We start from the raw sequence: 17,706 nt of genomic DNA, 5'->3' as shown, positions 1-17,706 counted from the left end.
CAAGCTCCCTTAGCGATAGTAATAAGCCAGAAACACATGTACCCCCAGCATCAGAATAAAAACACTGACTAAAAAGATATGTGTAGGTAGCCAAATAGCACGCATATTGCGAATCAAAGGCCCCTTGGTTAAAGCTAGATCCTTATTTCCCGGCACCCCAAAAATCTTGCGCGGCGACTCTAATACTCCTGTTTCTGCCACTACTCCTACTAGTGCTGAAAGGGTAACTGCAAAAAACACCCACAAAAATAAAGAATTGAAGTTAAGACCAGTCGCACCGATGGTATGTACCGCGACAATAGCTAGCAACCCAACACCAAGAAAAATATGCACACTGCGCCACCAAATAACAGAACCCGGCAGCTTAAGTTTACCGAGCCAGCTCCGACCTCGCTTCCGTAAAGATAACAGCATTTCAAAAACAACAAACACCAGGGCCACATACCCTGTCACTTGTTTGTAGATTTCCCCACGAATGAACTGATGTAGCTCTATCGAGCGGCTGCGCAAGGCCTCCAAATAAATTGGACTCACTACAAAGGGCACTAACAACAATGCACTTAGGAGCGTCAATAAAATTAGCGTAGAAAACTTAGGCTTCATTACCCCTAGGTAGCAAGTAGTAACAGTAAAGATTAGAGCATTAGGGATAGACTATCGGTAAAGCCAACAACACTATCCCTAATATCAGAAGAATTACCTCAGAAATCAGCTACTCAAAGCTCGCTCAAGGCATCAGCAACCAAAGATCCATAAGGAATGGGGATTCAATTAGGCCTTATCTTTTGCCGTATAGGCGTTCCATAGAACGCCTATACGGACAAGTTTTGGACTTATAAAATCCAGCTCCCTAAGCAGCAGGCATGCTTTCAACAGGAATGTTGATAACAACACCACCCATAACTTCACCCATCTCAAATTGCTTATCGGGATAGCGCTCAAGATGAATAGGATGAGTGTTATGACAACTCACACAAGCCTCAGCAACTGCTTTGTCGGGGTACATGGCAGAGAAATATGCCTGACCACCCACTTCCTGATAGTCCTTGTAGGCCTCACCACTCGCTTCCATTTCCGCTAGAGCAGTTGTTTCAAAGTCACTCTTGGGTCCGTGGTTATCGTTGATATACCAGGTAGAAATCAAGTTGTAGGTAAAGTAACCAGACTCGTTGGCAATCTCAGAACCCAGACGAAACATTTGCGCAGGCAGAGGAATACCATCGGTTTGTTGCCAACCCTCAGTGGACTCAACATCAAGGACACCTGCGTCCTTAGCCTTACCCTCAAGAGTTTTAACACGGTTAACAACGTGCTTAGTATAAGCAGTACGGTCAGCTGCTAGCACAGTATGAATGTAATCAGCAACGAGGTCAGGGGAAATGCTAGGACCTGTAGCCGTCGCTACCGTAGAGCCACCACCGCTGCAAGCAACAGCAGTAAAACAAACGGCAGCTGCCAAACCTAGCAATGCTATTGTTCTAGCGCGAATACGCTGAATCCAACTTATCAACATTTAAACTATCTCCTGGTACATCCGGATATTGCAATCTTGTCCACGTCCAGGATTGGTTTTTTCTGTAGAAGAAACTACAGATTTCAACCTGAACGCAGCTTTTCCACACAGAGGATTCTGAATAACAACAGTGCGCTATTCAGAGGTATTGCCCGTCCTCCTGGCCTCAGCAGCCTTCATAAGCTCAAAGGTCTCCATCTCAAGGTTAGGAGGTCGGTCAAAATTGGCTTCGACCAGCTCAGGATCGAAAATACTGTTGTAGCTATACTCAATACCGTGACAGCTCATACACACATCACCCACCATGCGATCTTGCGGCTTGAGGTTGTAGGTGTTGTTATGATTGACCTTGACCACAGCGTTATCGCCTTGACCATGAACTACACGAGGTAAGTGACAGGTTGAACAACTGACAGCCCCTGGCCCAGGTCGTGGCAATTCTTGACTTGCAGCAAACAGTTCGGCATGCCTTGAATTCTGATAATTCAAAGAGTGATTATCGTTGTGGCAAGTCAGGCAAGCATCTACTGATGCTTCTGTCGTGTTAGCGGAATGAACGTTATGACAGGCATTACAGTTCATTTGCTTCTGCATGGCCTCATGTTGCATGGGTAGTCTGGCCATAGCTGGTGTCAGGGGAGAGTCCCCTTCCAACAAGCGAATACCGTGTTTGCTTAATAAGAATGTGTCTACAGCTTGCTCGTGGCATGACCGACAGGTTTCGTGATCAGGGACGGCAACAAACTCCTTGGTCTCATTATTTTGATGGCAGCTAGCACAGTTGATATCGTTGAGAGCATGAGCACTGGTTTGCCACAGCTCTGTAATATCATCCAACTCCTGCTGTGTAGTTGCACTCGCCATTGGAGTTACAATAAACATCAGTAAGACAGATAAACCAATTACTAAAAGAGAGCGTAGCCACCCCGTCAATTGACGACCAATCATGAGCTACCTCCCAAAAACTCCTGCTGGAGATTCGGTTTAGGCGCAACTTCCAGCGACGTAGTTATCACCCGATCAGGTAGCTCCTGCACAGGCAACATCTCCGGAGCCCCCATGTTCTGCCGTAAAAATCCTGTGGATATGGTGCGATGGTCATGGTAGTTGTGACAGCCAGCCGTCCAGCAACCATCGGGGTCAAACCCTTCATGGCTCTTAAGCTGGGTCAGGGTCAGTTCTTCATGACAAGCCATACACAGATCTGGCTGTAGATGTACACCTCGACCAAACATATGAACGTGTTCATTATGACAAGCGGTACAAGTCAAGACATCCACACGCTCACGATATTCTGCCCAACGCGGATCGCGGAATTTTTTCACCCCATGCAAATCATCCGTTAATTCAGCTTGGTGACAACGTGTGCAGTTGTCATTACTAACAGGTTTAAACCCCTCATGACAAGAGGCACAGGAGGCTTCAAACAAGTGATGCCCCTCAGAAGTTTCCCCAGGTAGAAAAACCTCCTTTTTGTCTAAGGCAAAAGCCGCTGAAACCCACACAAGTAGAATCACCAAAGCCAGAATGATACCTGTCTTGAGCGAGAACACCTTACCTAGTTTTTGCCTCAAAGAGCGTACCATCAAAATCTCTAAGCAACCAACACTAGAGCAACACCATCAGTAAAACGATGAACGCGGCTGCGCTACCACCGATGATGCCTGCTGTTGTTCCCATACCAATGCCTTCTGGCACCTCAGTTGAGACAGTCGCCGCAGGAGAATCTAACTGAATATCTTGGTGATCATAGTCAGCCCCTGTCAACATCAGCTGAGTGATTGCATCATAGGCACCAACCCAGGCATCCTTGACGTCAGCGGTCCAGGCATCGCCAGCATACTGTTCAAGGGTCTTAAGCAAGCTGTTGCCAACTAAAGGGTAGTGAGCAGGAAGAGCACCATACTTCACGTGACGAGCCCCCAATCCTTTTAGTGCTTTGCTTAGAACATCTGGCTTACGTAGATTTTCAACTACCATTACCAGACCGCCCTTCAGCATCTGTTTTTGCTTCACCATGTCAGTGTGCTCAAACAGGGGACGAGCATCTGGATAATCTGTGAACAGATTGTCGTAAAACGTCGACACCAAGGCATCAGCTTGAGGAGCAACCAGAGCAAAACTTTGCTCTAATAGTTCAACCTTAAGACCACTTTCCTCTGCCGGAGCAGGAGAGCTTTCTAGCGCCACTTCTTCCTCACTATAGTCAGCCCCTTCCAACATTAGTTCAGTGATAGCTCCGTAGGCACCGGCCCAAGCCTCCTTAAGCTCAGGGCTCCAGGCATTACCTGCATATTGCTCCAGCGTTTTTATCAAACTGTTGCCCACCAAAGGGTAGTGCTCTGGTAAAGCTCCATACTTTACGTGGCGAGCGCCCAACCCTTTCAGCGCATTACTCAGCACCTCTGGTTTTCTCAGGTTATCAATAACCATAACCAGCGCACCTTTGAGCATTTGCTTCTGCTTCGCCATGTCTGAGTGTTCAAACAGGGGTTTGGCCGCCGGATAATCGGTAAAAAGGTTGTTGTAGAAGCTACCTACAAACTCATCAGCCTTAGGCTTTACGAGTTCGAAACTTTTCTCTAACAACTCTACGTTTAAAGACATTCCTATTAGTCTCACGTCAACAAGTTTTTGTCACAAGCTTTGTTTCAAGAAACCAAAAACATGTGCGTAGATATCTGAAGCACCCAGGGAACTCCAATCAACTAACTGACGCACTGAAACAAATTGAGTGATGATTGGCAACTCAGCATCCACGACATCCCTGCCAGGACATCAACAGAATAAGAGACGGAACAATACTGTAAAACCGACTATCGCTCAATCACTTTGACGGTGGCAAAGAATTACATGGGATGGGTCGGTATCTACGTATACGAATATCACCGTATTGCGATCGCCACTATTTTTTTGTGACCTCAGATACCAAAAACAAGCCTATATTCACTTCATGCATTGAAAATTTGCAAAAACCGAATCAACCTTTCTTTACCTGAGAAATATTGATTCTTGGATATTTTTGAATGCAACAAAATAGAACTAGAATGCCTAATTGAAAAGGACTTCAGGCACGGAATTATTTAGATAATCAATATATTTTCAGAACCCTAAATAATTAATAAATTAGCAATCACTTGCACATATCGATACAGATCAATTCATTTTTTGAATAATCCCAAGCAAAACGATTAAGATACAGATGTCTTCTGTGTCTATGTATACAAAAAAGACCTCAGATCACGGTAAAGATTGTCAAATGTTGTTGCTTAGCTGATAGCTTCAACCATTCAGCGAGTGCTTTGATTTTTCGCCTATGACCTCTGCAGTAATTCAATTTGTAGGTTCCATTAGACTGGCCGTCCCTCTGCTGGTGGTTATCGGCTCTATCCTCATCGGTGCAACTTTTTACGAATCAGAAGTGGGCAGCTCTGTTGTCCAACAGGAGATTTATAAAAGCCCTTGGTTTGGCGCTTTAATGTTTTTATTGGCAGTTAATCTGAGCCTGTCTACACTGCTGCGTTATCCCTGGAAAGGTGCCCGTAAGGTAGGATTTGCGATCGCTCACTGGGGTTTAGTGGTGATCATTGCAGGTTCAGCTGCGGTTATTCACCTGAGTGTTGAAGGCATGCTATTAGCGAGGACTGACAGTGGTCCTGTGAGTACACTCCGTGTGCAGGGTGATCTTTTAGAGATAGCTGCGCCTGGGCAGGAGACGCAACAAACATCTCTATTTATTAAGGATGATGGTAGCGTTGTTCCTGACCATCTAGGTGACTTGTCCTTACTCGGCTACACCAACCATGCCATCAAGACAGTTCACTTCGAAGATGGCGGGGCTGTTAACAACCCCGCCGTCAAACTTTCTCTGCACAGTGCCCGAATGGGCCAGGCATTAGAACGCTGGTTAGCAGTGGCACCAGCCGCTTACGATCGGATGGATATTGGTCCTGCCGAACTCCAAATTGCAACGGTGAATTCTGAACAGGAGCTCAGGCAGGTGTTAACAGAGGTCGTTCAAGCAAATACTGCCGTTTGGGGAACGTTACAGCTTGAAACCACCGGAAAAGCCCAGACTGTAGATGTGAAATCCAGTTTGAATCAGCCGATTGTTCTCGAAAATATTCAGCTCACTATCAAAGACTTCTGGCCAGATTTTCGTCTCAATGGCGATGGACAACCAGAGACTGTCACTCAGCAGTTGCTCAATCCAGCTGTGGAACTAGAGTTATCGCAGGGAGATACGGTTGAGCGCTGGTTTGTTTTCAGTAATCCAGACTTTGCTCCTGTCCGCTCCCAGCTAAATGGGGAGACTCCCCTGTCAGTCAATATTAGCTATGAGATCTCGACTGATACGCAGCCAGCAGCATTCTTTAAGGTTGTTGTCGATACTGCTGGTGAACTGCACTATGCCGCTAAGTCCTCCCAGGGATTTAAGTCTGGGCCTCTAACCGTGGGCCAGCCAGTAACACCAGGTTGGGCAGACTTTGAAATCACGTTGGAAAAATATGTGCCAAAAGCACGGATTGAACGAGCTGTTGTGCCCTTACCTGAAGGGAGCTCCGGTGGAGAGCCTGCCCTTAATGTGGCGACAAAGGATGGTCACGCCCAATGGATTCCCTGGGTTGAGCCCACAACCCTAGCAACAACAACGGGAGACTGGTATGTCGCCTTTAGTCCCAAGCTGATGAAGTTGCCCTTTGCCCTTAAGCTCAATGATTTTATTGTGGAGCGCAACGAGGGGAGTGAGTCTGTGGCAATGTGGACCAGTTTAGTCACCCTGATGGAACCCCAAACCGGAGAACTGGCTGAACGACGGGTATGGATGAATCATCCAACTTGGTTTCAAGGTTGGAAAATTGCTCAGGCTTCTTGGAATCCAGGTGATTTGGCCCAGTCGACTTTGCAGGTTAAGCGCGAGCCCTGGTGGGTGACAGGATTGACCTGGTTAGGATCGATGATGGTAACAATAGGTGTAGCCGTCATGTTTTATGGTCGTTCCGTGGCTAAAAAGCTTAAATTCATCGGCGACATCTTGGGTTCGTCTGACGCTGAACCTACCGAAGAAGAGACGGTTACCCCAATTCCCATCTTTAGTTTTTTTTCTAGCCGCTGAGGCAGTTTTGAATCTTTGAGATAATCGATTTAGTTGCCCTTTTCCGCTAATTGCTATTCACTGCAGCCAAAGTACACCCATGAAACTTCTCAAATTTGCGATTGGTTTATGTCTTGGGCTATTGCTAATCGCGATGCCCTTCAGCCAGTTTCAACCCTCTGCTTTAGACAGTTTAGAGACCATGACTGTGCAGCAGGGAGGGCGTAAAAAGCCTCTGGACACTGTGGCTCAGGAAACTGTTGCCAAGATTTATGGAGCAACGACTTATAAACACGATGGCATTCAGGAAAGTGCAATGGAGACGTTTATGTCTCTATGGCTAAACAATCGCAACTGGAATACAGAACCATTTGTGTTAGTCAGCTATCGTCCGTTAAAAGAGCTAGCGGGTTTGGATGTAGAACAAAAACATTTCTCGTTTGAAACACTGATGAGAAATCAGCCATTGGGGGATGTGGTCAGATCCGCTCATCAGAAGCAGATGGATGAAGAGGATTTGACTCGTGACGAACGCGAGGCTCTGACCATTGAGGAACGGCTGCAGTTGATGCTCAATACGGTAGATGATGATGCGATCGCAATTGTCCCCCATCCCAGCGACATCAAAGGCAAGTGGGTAGGTATTACCGCAGCCCAGAGCCTGTATGACGCCGAATCAATCGCGCCACTGCTAGCCAACTTTGCAATTGTTAAGCAGACAATTCTGTCGGGCACCGATCATCTGCCTATGCTTGCTCCCATGACCCAGTCTCTCAAAGATGGCCTAGCCGCTCTTAGCCCTGACGTTTATCCCGCAGATGGTGTGATGCGACGCGAGGTATTTTTCAACCACTTCCATCCCTTTGCCAAGGCCTGGCAACTCTACGGCATTGCTTTTGTCTTAATGCTTGTAGCCCTGTGGGTACAGCCCTTTAATCTGTACTGGACCGCCATTGGCACCTTTGTGGCCGGTGTAGCTGTGCAAAGCTTCGGCTTTTGGCTTCGGATGCAAATTGCCGGTCGCCCTCCTGTGACCAATATGTATGAATCAGTGGTTTGGGTTGGCTTTGGCATTGCGGCCATCGCTCTAATGTTCGAGCTTTTGCATCGCTCTAAATACTATTTGCTAGCCGCAGCTCCCTTGTCTGTAGTGTGTTTGATTCTGGCAGACAGCCTGCCAGCGGTGCTAGACCCTAGCATTTCGCCGCTGGTGCCAGTGCTGAGGGACAACTTTTGGCTAAGTATTCACGTACCTACCATTGCCCTGAGCTATGCCAGTTTTGCCCTGGCCTTAGGGCTGGGCCATGTGGCCTTGGGTAGCTATCTGTTTACCCCCGATGCTAAATCGCGGATTAAGCTGCTCTCCCAGCTGAACTATCGAGTGCTGCAGGTGGGCGTACTGTTGTTAACTGCAGGGATTATCCTGGGCGGCATCTGGGCGCACTTCTCCTGGGGTCGCTTCTGGGGCTGGGACCCGAAAGAAACTTGGGCGTTGATTGCTTTGCTCTGCTACCTGGTTCCACTCCATGGTCGCCTGGTCGGTTGGATTGGCAACTTTGGCATCAGCGTCGCCAGCGTAGTCGCCTTTAATGCAGTATTGATGGCTTGGTATGGCGTTAACTTTGTTTTGGGGACTGGGCTACACAGCTATGGTTTTGGCACTGGTGGTTCCGAGTTGATGATTGCTGGGGTAGTCGGTTTAGATTTACTGTTTGTATTAATTACTGTCATTCGGCACCAAGGTTGGCTGGGTGGCTTGCATGCGGCTGAGACCAGTACCTAATAAAGGTATCTCTCAAGGTATCCATAGGTACAAGGTCAGACTTCAAAAAACAAAAGAGAGAGGACTTTCATATGAATCGTCGTGAGTTTGGCAACCTGTTTGGGTTGGGACTATTGGCAACATCTTTGCCAGTTGCGATCGCAGCCTGCAATCCCACAGAAACTACCTCTGAAGCCCCAGAACCTGATGATGCTCCAGCTGCCACGATCGATGAAACACCGAGAGAAGATGGATTTGCCGCTCTCGGTACCGTCACCGATTTAGACAGCGATGGTTATCTAGCCAAAAAAGGCTTTATTGCTGGCCCTGTGATTGTCATTCGCGATCCAGCCGCTGCCGATAGCGTCATCGCTCTTAACTCCATGTGCACTCACCAGGGCTGTAGCGTCGAGTGGAAAGATGACGCGTTTGCCTGTCCCTGTCATGGCTCAAAGTTCAACACTGACGGCAGCGTTGCTACTGGTCCTGCTACCGACCCCTTAGCCTCCTATGAGGCGATTATCGATGGCGATTTGGTCTTGGTGAAAGCCACCTAAGCTGGGCGCAACACTAGTAAGATAGGCCTGATGGATTTTCTGGTGATGCCTTGAAAACTCTTACGGCCTGGATTGACCAATACGGCCTACGTTCCACCCCAAAAAATCAGCGCATCTGGCTAGCAGCAAGCCTGATTATTGCCATAATTTATGGCCTTTTGTTCTGGCGTATTGCGTTTGCGGGGCCATACACCATTCCAGACGACGGTCGGCAGCACCTATTTTGGATGCTGCGTTATGTTGATCCTGGCCTATTCCCAGACGATATTATCGCCGACTATTTTCAATCAGTCGCTCCCGGTGGTTACAAGGCTCTCTATTGGGTGGGTGCCAAAGTAGGCCTGCATCCGTTTCTATTGAGTAAACTACTGCCTCCCGTTTTGGGCGTCATCGGCACAGCCTATGCCTTTTACCTGACCATCGCCATTATCCCTACGCCACTAGTCGCATTTACCAGCACCATTATTCTCAATCAATCCCTGTGGATGTGGGATGAACTAGCCTCCGCCACCCCTAAGGCCTTCAACATTTTATTGATTGTGGCCTTTTTACTTTATGTAGTGCGGCGACAACTCATCCCTTGTGTGATAGTGCTAGGTCTCCAGGGGTTGTTTTACCCTCAGACTATGTTTGTCTCACTGACGCTGTTAGGGATACAGGTGATCTGGCCGCCACGAAAACCGGATGCTTGGAAGTTTTTGGTTGTGGGTCTGGGAGTGGCTAGTATTGTGCTGTTCCCCTACGCCATTGGCACGTCGACCTATGGCCCTGTGGTCACCCTAGAACAAGCCAGGGGCATGGCAGAGTTTTACCCCGGTGGTCGTAACGCTTTTTTCTATAACAACCCGCTGAAATACTGGTTATTTGCCGCCCGCAGCGGTCTGCTACCGCCCGTTATTCCGACCACCATTTGCGCTGCATTATTATTGCCGCTGCTCTATCGACTGCGGCTACCCCTGCTAAAAACAATCACCCGCAACGGTGCTATCCTTCATCAGCTGTGGCTTGCGGCAGTCATCATGTTTTTTGTTTCCCACGCTCTCTTATTTCGTCTGCACTTACCTAGCCGCTACAGCCGCCACAGCATTAAAATCATTTTCTCTATAGCCGCCGCCATAGTATTAGTAGCGCTATTAGACGCAGCTCTCCGACGTTTGCATCAGTCTCATCTATGGCGGCAGGGAGTAGCCCTCAGCTTGGTGGTTGGCTTTACTGTAATTACCGTAGGCTATCCGGGATTACTCAATAGTTTTCTAAATGTGGTGTATGTGAACTCGAATCGCACTGCACTCTATGAGTATTTACAACAACAGCCCCGCGATATTCGGATCGCTTCTTTAACAAAGGAAGCTGAGAATATTCCAGCCTTTACAGGTCGTTCAGTGCTTGTCAGCCCAGGTCATAGTTTGGCCTACCACCAAGGCTATTACAGCCAAATTCGACCTCGAATTTTAGATTTGATGGCCGCCCAATACAGCCCAGACATATCCAAACTCCAATCAGTTATTACTGACTATGATATTGACTTTTGGCTGATCGATGAGAACTCTTTCAATCCCGATAATATGCCACACCAGTGGCTAAAACAGTTTGAATCAGAACTATCATCAGCCATAGAACAACTACAGCAACAACCCTCTGCCTTACAGCAACTCACACCGACCTGTACCGTAGTCAGTGATCATGGGAAAACGCTGCTTTCAGCAGATTGCATTCTGAAGAGCTGAGAGTGAACCATTCCAGACTTGTCTGATTCTATGAACATAGTTGCCTAGCCCGTAATCGTACCTGTGATCGGAGAACTAGCACTGGCATAGGCTTTCACTGGAATACGACCGGCTAAATAGGCTAAGCGTCCTGCCTCAGTCGCCAATCCCATGGCTCGACCCATTTTCACAGGGTCTTGAGCTTTTGCGATCGCAGTATTAATCAACAACGCATCTGCCCCCAGTTCCATAGACTCCGCCGCTTCACTGGGACTCCCAATCCCTGCATCTACCACCACCGGTATCTTAGCTTGCTCAACAATAATGCCAATGTTAGCCGCGTTGCGCACCCCCTGACCTGACCCGATGGGAGAGCCCAACGGCATCACTGTCGCACACCCGGCTTCCTCAAGATGCTTGGCCAAAATCGGATCGGCATTGATATAGGGAAGTACAGCAAACCCTTCTTTTACAAGTTGTTCTGCCGCCTGTAGTGTGCCAATGGGATCAGGCAACAAATATTTTGAATCTGGAATCACCTCTAATTTCACAAAGTTGTTGTCTTCTTGCCCCAACAGCTTTGCCATCTCTCTGCCTAAACGGGCTACCCGAATTGCTTCATCGGCACTGGTACATCCAGCCGTATTGGGCAACATCCAAATTTTGTTCCAGTCAATTGCCTGGGCCAGCCCTTCATGTCCAGGAGCATTGGTCTGCACCCGACGCACAGCTACCGTCACAATTTGGCTACCGCTAGCGGCCAGACTAGCCCGCATCGTATCAAAGTTGTCAAATTTACCCGTCCCCGTCATCAACCGAGACGAGAAAGTCCGTCCAGCAATAACCAGGGAATCTTCAGCAGTCGTAACCGGAGGAGCAGAAAGAGTGTGCATTGGTGTAGCAAGTTGAAAAGACGTAGGTCGGGTTGAGTCATCGAAACCCGACGCAATAGAGGAGGAGGAAGTAGAAGAGGCCGCAGCCGATGCTCCCATAAACCGATCCCAATGAAATGCCTCTAGCAGCGGCTCAGGTTTCCCCTGAATCGATTCAGCAATCAGTTTGGCCGTAATCGGTGCCAGTAGCACACCATTACGATGATGACCGGTTGCTAGCGTGAGATTGTCACACTGACTGGGTCCTAGGATGGGAGCCTCATCGGTGGTTTTGGGACGATATCCCCACCAACATTCTTGTAGTGGAAAGTTTGCTAAAGGGGCGTATAGCCGCATCGCTTCATTTAACAACTGGGCGACACCAGCTGCCGTGTTATGGGGCGTAAACCCCACGTCTTCACTGGTCGCCCCCAACACAATCCGTCCATCTCGACGCGGCACAATGTAAGTATGCTCACCATACAAAACACGATTGAGTTGGTAGGGAGAGCCCGGTGGCGTCAGTAAAGCAGCCATTTGCCCCTTGCGGGGTTTCACTGGGAGCGGTAACAGCTCACTGGACCAGGCACCAGCGGCTAATACGTAATGCCCCGCCTGCTGCTGCCCGTTAGTAGTCAATAGACCAGTGATACGGTGATTGTGCTGTAAAAAGGCCTCAGCACTCACCCCCTCCTGAATCTCCACCCCCAGCTCCTGGGCAGCGACGCGTAGGGTTTTGAGCAGCGCCCGGCTATCGGTCTGGCCTTCGTCGGGATACCAGTAACCACCCACAACCTGAGGATTGAGATCAGGCTGATAGCTATGAATCGCCTCTCGACTGAGTAGATTGTTGGCCGCAGGAACGGCTGGCAATGTAAAAAGCGGAGTCAGAATGCCACAGGGCCAAAAGCCCGCATCTTCACCTGTCAGCTCTTCTAGCTTACGGCTCCAGTCTGGATAGAGAGCGAGGCTACGCTGGCTCAATTCCCACAATGAACCGGTAAGTCCTTCAGCACTAGGAGCTAACATCCCAGCAGCGGCATGTCCCGCAGCGGCGTTAAAATCACGGCTGAGTACGGTTACTGTCGCGCCTTGTTGACGAAGTTCGGTTGCGATCGCAAGTCCGATAATGCCACCGCCAACCACCAGTACATCTGCCTGACCCATGGGTTTTATCAATCACCTCTTTAATAATAGACACGCCTGCATATCAGGCACTTGATGATAGCGTATCCTACCAAAGTGCTCTAATCGGCTGCTGCGTTTCGTTCTGGTTTGCTTGGTTTGTGCCTGCGGTTGTTCCCGGTTCTGATGCAGCGGGGGTCTGCTGCGCCGGGGGACTTGGCTCAATCACCTCACCATCGGTATCATCCGTCGTCTGCACATTGGTGCCAAACGCCGGTGCACTCTGAGGAGAAACAGTTTGGCGCTGGGGAATCTCACCTGCCCTTTCTAAAGGCGTGCGATTCCCAATACTACCGATGGAATCATTGGTGCCATTGACAGCGACTAACATGTCACTATCCCCATTCTCAGCTGTCCCAAAGTTGTCCTGGCTAGAGGTGCGCCCCGTGGTGCCATCAACCCAGGAAGCCACCCGATTAGCAGCACTGGTACCGTAGATTGCCATCAGTGAAATAGCCGCCAAGATGCTGCCCAAGATAAACTTATTCATGACCCTATCCCCTCCTCACTAACACTGCCCTTTATCATCACCCAGTTCTTGAAAAATGGGACATCGTTTTCGGACTGTAGAGACAGTAAATCTGAAAACTTTGACCCCAACCGTTAATGCTTTACCACACTAATGCTTGTCCCTGCCCCCAAAATTGATTGTATTTGGTGACTTTGATATCCCCGAGCACACAGGTTTGGCAGGCCAATCTTAAAGGACGGTCAGGGTTATGGGGAGGCAATGACCGTCGTCCTCGATCCTTCCAATTTAAAGCGGACACTTCACCCTCAATCATCACAGCACAGGTACCACAGCTGCCGATTCCACGACAATTAATCAACTTGGCATTGCCGTTATACAAAGCAACATCATTGCCTAACAGCACCCGCCTCAGGTTGGCCCCCGGCTCACATTCAAAGGTTTTTCCTTGAGCAGTAACTTTTGGCATAGGAGGTGTTTGGTTAAGAATCCTGAATTAATTAAACCAGGCAACTAACAAATCTTTGCCCCATGAATGTTAGAAGGCTGAGCACAGAATCTATCAGCCGTTAGCCAAAATTGTGCCCAGCCATTGCAGCACTGGCCACAATTAATGCGTAGCCAACAGACAATTGCTTACCCTAACGTTCACATCTTTCCTTAAGACCAGCTGCAAAGGCTTCAAAAGATGAGGTGAGGTCAGGAATCATACGTCCTAACCAGGGCTCCAGCGGACCGCTAAAAACTTCGCAAACGGTAAATTGCGTCTTACCATTTGACTGGGATGCCAGAGTAAAGGTGCGATCGCCCCGAAATAATCCAAACGGCAAGCCCCCACTGAAGGTCAAGCTTTTAGGGGCATCAAAGCCGCTAACTTTAAGCGTCATAGACTGTTTAGGTTGAGAGGCCGTAAAAAGTTTTAAGGTGCCACCCTCTGTAATCTGTCCTTCTAGTCGATGAATCCCAACCGCCCATTCTGCATAGCCTGCCGCATCGGTCAGCACCGACCAAATTGCATCTGGAGGACGGGCAATGGTTGTAGTTGCTGAAAATGATTTCATGGGCCTGATGGAAAATGAATAATTGGTTGGGCACTCCTAATTTACCGCTGCTGACTTAAGAGAATGAACCGATCCGTATAGAGAAGCTACAGAGCAGGAGCTTTCAGATGACACCAAACGAAGGAGCAGCAACGCCCATATTTTAAGGAAACAACAATTTGAGCGATCAGCTGCACAGCAGACTCAGCATTTTAAACGAACCACTCAAGGGTTCTACGGAGGATACTTAACCGCTAATAGATAGAGGTTTTGGACTGGCTTAGAAAGAGTTGCGATCGCAACAGCCAAGATTAGCCAAAGAGAAGATTTGAGCCCACTCAATCCCTGACATCATGCCCTCGCACGAGATTTTATGAGCTGACTGGGTTCAAGCCTGAAACTTGCTAATGACTGTAACTATCAATCAAGCTTGCAATGTAGCAAACTCAAAAGTTGAGGTGAATGCTAGGTACGTAGTCATCTTTATTAAGAACTTCAAACTAAAGCCAAGTTTTTTGGGATACCAGCCTGTACAGGCTGACTGAGTAGTTTGATCAAATATGACCTCAATGCGTAAAACACCTAAATATTTTGCTTCAGACATTTTTCGAATACATCGGATCGTTAATTCAGTTTATGCAGTCGCATTCTAGCCACATCCCAAAGATGTCATAGAGTTTTCTGGGCCTCAACAGAGGATAGGCCACAATAACACTCAAATTAAGTCACGAACATCTGATGCAATCAGCGTATAAAATGCTGCCAAACACCTGTGGTTAGGGGCTTCCTCATTCATACTTATCTGCTATGTTAGCTTGTGGAAATCTTCATAAAAGGTCTAAACTCTGTACACAGGGTCTTTAAAAAATTAATTGCGTCTATCCAAAAGACAAAAAGTAAATAAAGTTCAAAATTTACGACTAGGCAATTACCACAGGTAGCATCTCAATCTATCCAGATTTTCCAGCTTCACTTCCTACGTTGTGTTTTCTGTTGCTATGTCTCCCCACACCCAGCTTTGGATTTACGATACGACCCTGCGAGACGGTGCCCAACGTGAAGGGCTATCTCTTTCCGTTGAAGACAAACTAAATATTGCTCGTCGTTTAGACGATTTAGGAGTTCCCTTTATTGAAGGGGGCTGGCCCGGTGCAAATCCCAAGGATGGGCAGTTTTTTACCCAGCTACAGATGCAGCCTCTTCGCCAGGCTGAAGTAGTCGCCTTTTGTTCAACTCGACGCCCCCATCTTCCAGCGGCAGAAGATGTGACCTTGGCGGCTGCCCTAGCTGCTAGAACTAAATGGGTAACACTATTTGGCAAGTCCTGGGATCTCCACGTTACCGAGGGCCTCAAAACGGATCTCGATGAAAACCTGTCGATGATCTATGACTCCATCGCCTATCTGCGACAGCAGGGACGGCGAGTCATTTATGATGCTGAACACTGGTTTGATGGCTACTTGAGTAATCCATCCTACGCGGTGCAGACTTTGGAAGCAGCTATCCAGGCTGAGGCTGAGTGGCTAGTCCTTTGCGATACCAACGGTGGTATGCTGCCCCATCAGGTGACTGAGATTGTACGCACGGTCAGCCAGTGGTTGACAACGTTGAATTTAGGAAATCCTCCCCAGATAGGCATTCATACCCATAATGATGGCGAGCTGGCAGTGGCGAATGCGCTGACGGCGGCTTTGGAAGGAGCCACCATGATTCAAGGCACTATCAATGGCTACGGAGAGCGCTGTGGCAATGCAAATCTTTGTTCGCTAATTCCCAATTTACAGCTCAAACTTGGGTATGACTGCTTACCTGCTGACAAGCTAGCCACCCTGGCTGAAACTAGTCGATACATCAGCGAGGTAGTTAATCTAGCCCCAGACGATCATGCTCCCTATGTGGGCCTATCGGCTTTTGCCCACAAGGGTGGCATTCATGTCAGCGCGGTGGAGCGTAATCCTAAGACCTATGAGCATGTTGATCCAACAGCCATTGGTAATCTCCGACGAATCGTAATTTCTGATCAAGCCGGGCTGAGCAACATTATGGCTAAGGCCCGTAGCTTTGGCCTCCAGCTAGACCGCACTAACCCCACTTCCCGCCAGTTGCTGCAGCAACTGAAAACTCTGGAGGATGAGGGCTATCAGTTTGAGGCGGCAGAGGCTAGTTTTGAACTGCTGATGCGCGAGGCTCTGGGACAACGACCCACTATGTTTGAAGTGCAGGGGTTTCAAGTTCATTGTGAACGTATGCCCTATGTCGGCAGCATGGTTTGTTCGCCTGAGGCTGGCAGTTCTTCATTAGCGACAGTCAAAGTGTCGGTGGATGGTAAAAATTTGCTCCATGCTGCTGAGGGTAACGGACCTGTCGAGGCCCTCGATCATGCGCTACGTAAAGCGTTAGAGCGGTTTTATCCAGAACTAGAGCGGTTTTATTTGACGGATTATAAGGTACGGATTCTTGACAGTAAGGCTGGCACAGCGGCTAAAACTCGTGTGTTGGTGGAATTTGGCGATGGAGAGCACCGTTGGACGACAGTGGGGCTATCGCCCAACATCTTAGAAGCCTCCTATCAGGCAGTCGTTGAAGGTCTGGAATACGGTCTGCTGAAGTTGCGATCGCAAGTAGAAGCTAAGCTGGTAGCGTGTCAGTCTTGACTCTACTCACCCTATATCGATCTTCTGTACCATGCATAATTGGACCTGGCAAACCTGGCAGGGTAAACCCTATTTAACTTGCGATCTGATTTCTCAACCCCACGGTTTTTTTACATCGGCATTTGCCCCCCAAACACCTGAAACCCTGACATCAGCCTTGGGAGTAGAAGCCGAGGTTTTAAGAACCCAACAAGTCCACGGCAATGCTGTCCTCGCCCCGGAAGAAATCAAAGCCGGGACCAAATCATTGGTCACCAGCATGGCTAGTCAGCCTACAGCAGAGGAGATCGAGCGTCCCCACGCTGATGGTTGCTTTAGTAACTACTCTAGTCAAGCCGCCTGGGTTTGCACAGCCGACTGCACCCCTGCTCTGATTGCCGATCAACGCACAGGTCAAGTCGCCGCTGCCCATGCTGGCTGGCGTGGTACAGCTCAGCAGATTGTACCCATAGCGATTACTAAGCTACAAAGCCAAGGCTCTCGACTGCAGGATCTGCGAGTGCTATTAGGACCTGCGATCGCAGGTGAAGTTTACCAAGTTGGCATTGATGTGGCCACTCAAATTGGCCTGAGTGTGGTCGATACCAAGCAATTTGCCAGGGAGGCAGATATCATTACTCACTTGCTCAATCTAGAGAAGCCGCCGCTGCTGCCAGATAGTAAACCAGGCCATGTCCGTCTAGATGTGCGCCGCATCAATGAAATACAGCTGGAGCAAATGGGCCTAGCCCCTGAACAAGTAGCCACAGCCCCCCATTGCACCTACCAGGAGCCCGATCGATTTTTCTCATATCGACGCACCAAACTCAAACAGGTGCAATGGTCTGGCATTGTCAGTACCTAGAGAAACTAG

General features: G+C 48.6%; 15 protein-coding genes. 6 read left to right on the top strand and 9 right to left on the bottom strand.

Going from position 1 to position 17,706, the window contains the following annotated elements; translation table 11 throughout:
- Positions 1 to 9 precede the first annotated feature (9 nt).
- From N836_RS60100 to N836_RS60080, 5 genes are all read right to left on the bottom strand, one after another.
- Positions 10 to 603 carry a hypothetical protein gene (locus N836_RS60100; protein WP_023074472.1) on the bottom strand — a complete coding sequence of 198 codons (594 nt, stop codon included), beginning with the start codon at positions 601 to 603 and terminating at the stop codon, positions 10 to 12.
- 247 nt (positions 604 to 850) lie between these two features.
- On the bottom strand, positions 851 to 1,513 hold the full coding sequence (locus N836_RS60095) for a Tll0287-like domain-containing protein (protein WP_023074471.1): 663 nt from the start codon (positions 1,511 to 1,513) through the stop codon (positions 851 to 853).
- 135 nt (positions 1,514 to 1,648) lie between these two features.
- The gene (locus tag N836_RS60090; RefSeq protein WP_023074470.1) at positions 1,649 to 2,461 is read right to left on the bottom strand and encodes a cytochrome c3 family protein; all 813 of its coding nucleotides are present in this window, start codon (positions 2,459 to 2,461) and stop codon (positions 1,649 to 1,651) included.
- Positions 2,458 to 3,099, bottom strand: coding sequence for a cytochrome c3 family protein (locus N836_RS60085; RefSeq protein ID WP_023074469.1), 642 nt, complete (start codon positions 3,097 to 3,099; stop codon positions 2,458 to 2,460). Before N836_RS60085 ends, N836_RS60090 begins: the two co-directional genes overlap by 4 nt.
- A gap of 22 nt (positions 3,100 to 3,121) precedes the next feature.
- Complete coding sequence (locus N836_RS60080; protein WP_023074468.1) at positions 3,122 to 4,120, bottom strand: globin family protein; 999 nt, start codon at positions 4,118 to 4,120, stop codon at positions 3,122 to 3,124.
- Positions 4,121 to 4,829: 709 nt separating this feature from the next.
- On the opposite strand from N836_RS60080, the gene N836_RS60075 reads away from it, so the two are divergent.
- From N836_RS60075 to N836_RS60060, 4 genes are all read left to right on the top strand, one after another.
- The gene (locus N836_RS60075) at positions 4,830 to 6,629 is read left to right on the top strand and encodes a cytochrome c biogenesis protein ResB (protein WP_023074467.1); all 1,800 of its coding nucleotides are present in this window, start codon (positions 4,830 to 4,832) and stop codon (positions 6,627 to 6,629) included.
- 79 nt (positions 6,630 to 6,708) lie between these two features.
- Positions 6,709 to 8,391: a cytochrome c biogenesis protein gene (locus N836_RS60070; protein WP_023074466.1), complete on the top strand. Its 1,683-nt coding sequence runs from the start codon at positions 6,709 to 6,711 to the stop codon at positions 8,389 to 8,391.
- Between the two features lie 71 nt (positions 8,392 to 8,462).
- A complete protein-coding gene (locus N836_RS60065) occupies positions 8,463 to 8,927 on the top strand; it encodes a QcrA and Rieske domain-containing protein (protein WP_023074465.1) in 465 nt (154 codons plus the stop codon).
- Between the two features lie 50 nt (positions 8,928 to 8,977).
- On the top strand, positions 8,978 to 10,654 hold the full coding sequence (locus N836_RS60060) for a hypothetical protein (RefSeq protein WP_023074464.1): 1,677 nt from the start codon (positions 8,978 to 8,980) through the stop codon (positions 10,652 to 10,654).
- Positions 10,655 to 10,698: 44 nt separating this feature from the next.
- On the opposite strand, the gene thiO is transcribed toward N836_RS60060, so the two are convergent.
- From thiO to N836_RS60040, 4 genes are all read right to left on the bottom strand, one after another.
- On the bottom strand, positions 10,699 to 12,672 hold the full coding sequence (gene thiO / locus N836_RS78065) for a glycine oxidase ThiO (RefSeq protein ID WP_023074463.1): 1,974 nt from the start codon (positions 12,670 to 12,672) through the stop codon (positions 10,699 to 10,701).
- 67 nt (positions 12,673 to 12,739) lie between these two features.
- Positions 12,740 to 13,180 (bottom strand): hypothetical protein, encoded by a 441-nt coding sequence (locus N836_RS60050; protein ID WP_023074462.1) that lies wholly within the window; start codon positions 13,178 to 13,180, stop codon positions 12,740 to 12,742.
- A gap of 121 nt (positions 13,181 to 13,301) precedes the next feature.
- Positions 13,302 to 13,628 (bottom strand): 2Fe-2S iron-sulfur cluster-binding protein, encoded by a 327-nt coding sequence (locus tag N836_RS60045; protein WP_023074461.1) that lies wholly within the window; start codon positions 13,626 to 13,628, stop codon positions 13,302 to 13,304.
- Between the two features lie 172 nt (positions 13,629 to 13,800).
- Positions 13,801 to 14,220, bottom strand: coding sequence for an SRPBCC domain-containing protein (locus N836_RS60040; protein ID WP_023074460.1), 420 nt, complete (start codon positions 14,218 to 14,220; stop codon positions 13,801 to 13,803).
- Between the two features lie 977 nt (positions 14,221 to 15,197).
- On the opposite strand from N836_RS60040, the gene cimA reads away from it, so the two are divergent.
- Together cimA and pgeF are read left to right on the top strand one after the other, a co-directional pair.
- Positions 15,198 to 16,853 carry a citramalate synthase gene (gene cimA / locus N836_RS60030; protein WP_023074458.1) on the top strand — a complete coding sequence of 552 codons (1,656 nt, stop codon included), beginning with the start codon at positions 15,198 to 15,200 and terminating at the stop codon, positions 16,851 to 16,853.
- 31 nt (positions 16,854 to 16,884) lie between these two features.
- A complete protein-coding gene (pgeF, locus tag N836_RS60025) occupies positions 16,885 to 17,697 on the top strand; it encodes a peptidoglycan editing factor PgeF (protein WP_023074457.1) in 813 nt (270 codons plus the stop codon).
- Positions 17,698 to 17,706 lie beyond the last annotated feature (9 nt).

Origin of the sequence: Leptolyngbya sp. Heron Island J, assembly GCF_000482245.1 — a bacterium.
In the GTDB taxonomy this organism is placed as follows: Bacteria; Cyanobacteriota; Cyanobacteriia; order Phormidesmidales; family Phormidesmidaceae; genus Leptothoe.
This window is presented reverse-complemented; position numbering and strand designations above follow the sequence as displayed.

Excerpts from the sequence above, each read along its gene's own strand:
- N836_RS60100 (WP_023074472.1), bottom strand. The coding sequence starts at position 603 with ATGAAGCCTAAGTTTTCTACGCTAATTTTATTGACGCTCCTAAGTGCA.
- N836_RS60095 (WP_023074471.1), bottom strand. The coding sequence starts at position 1,513 with ATGTTGATAAGTTGGATTCAGCGTATTCGCGCTAGAACAATAGCATTG.
- N836_RS60090 (WP_023074470.1), bottom strand. The coding sequence starts at position 2,461 with ATGATTGGTCGTCAATTGACGGGGTGGCTACGCTCTCTTTTAGTAATT.
- N836_RS60085 (WP_023074469.1), bottom strand. The coding sequence starts at position 3,099 with ATGGTACGCTCTTTGAGGCAAAAACTAGGTAAGGTGTTCTCGCTCAAG.
- N836_RS60080 (WP_023074468.1), bottom strand. The coding sequence starts at position 4,120 with ATGTCTTTAAACGTAGAGTTGTTAGAGAAAAGTTTCGAACTCGTAAAG.
- N836_RS60075 (WP_023074467.1), top strand. The coding sequence starts at position 4,830 with ATGACCTCTGCAGTAATTCAATTTGTAGGTTCCATTAGACTGGCCGTC.
- N836_RS60070 (WP_023074466.1), top strand. The coding sequence starts at position 6,709 with ATGAAACTTCTCAAATTTGCGATTGGTTTATGTCTTGGGCTATTGCTA.
- N836_RS60065 (WP_023074465.1), top strand. The coding sequence starts at position 8,463 with ATGAATCGTCGTGAGTTTGGCAACCTGTTTGGGTTGGGACTATTGGCA.
- thiO (WP_023074463.1), bottom strand. The coding sequence starts at position 12,672 with ATGGGTCAGGCAGATGTACTGGTGGTTGGCGGTGGCATTATCGGACTT.
- N836_RS60050 (WP_023074462.1), bottom strand. The coding sequence starts at position 13,180 with ATGAATAAGTTTATCTTGGGCAGCATCTTGGCGGCTATTTCACTGATG.
- N836_RS60045 (WP_023074461.1), bottom strand. The coding sequence starts at position 13,628 with ATGCCAAAAGTTACTGCTCAAGGAAAAACCTTTGAATGTGAGCCGGGG.
- N836_RS60040 (WP_023074460.1), bottom strand. The coding sequence starts at position 14,220 with ATGAAATCATTTTCAGCAACTACAACCATTGCCCGTCCTCCAGATGCA.
- cimA (WP_023074458.1), top strand. The coding sequence starts at position 15,198 with ATGTCTCCCCACACCCAGCTTTGGATTTACGATACGACCCTGCGAGAC.
- pgeF (WP_023074457.1), top strand. The coding sequence starts at position 16,885 with ATGCATAATTGGACCTGGCAAACCTGGCAGGGTAAACCCTATTTAACT.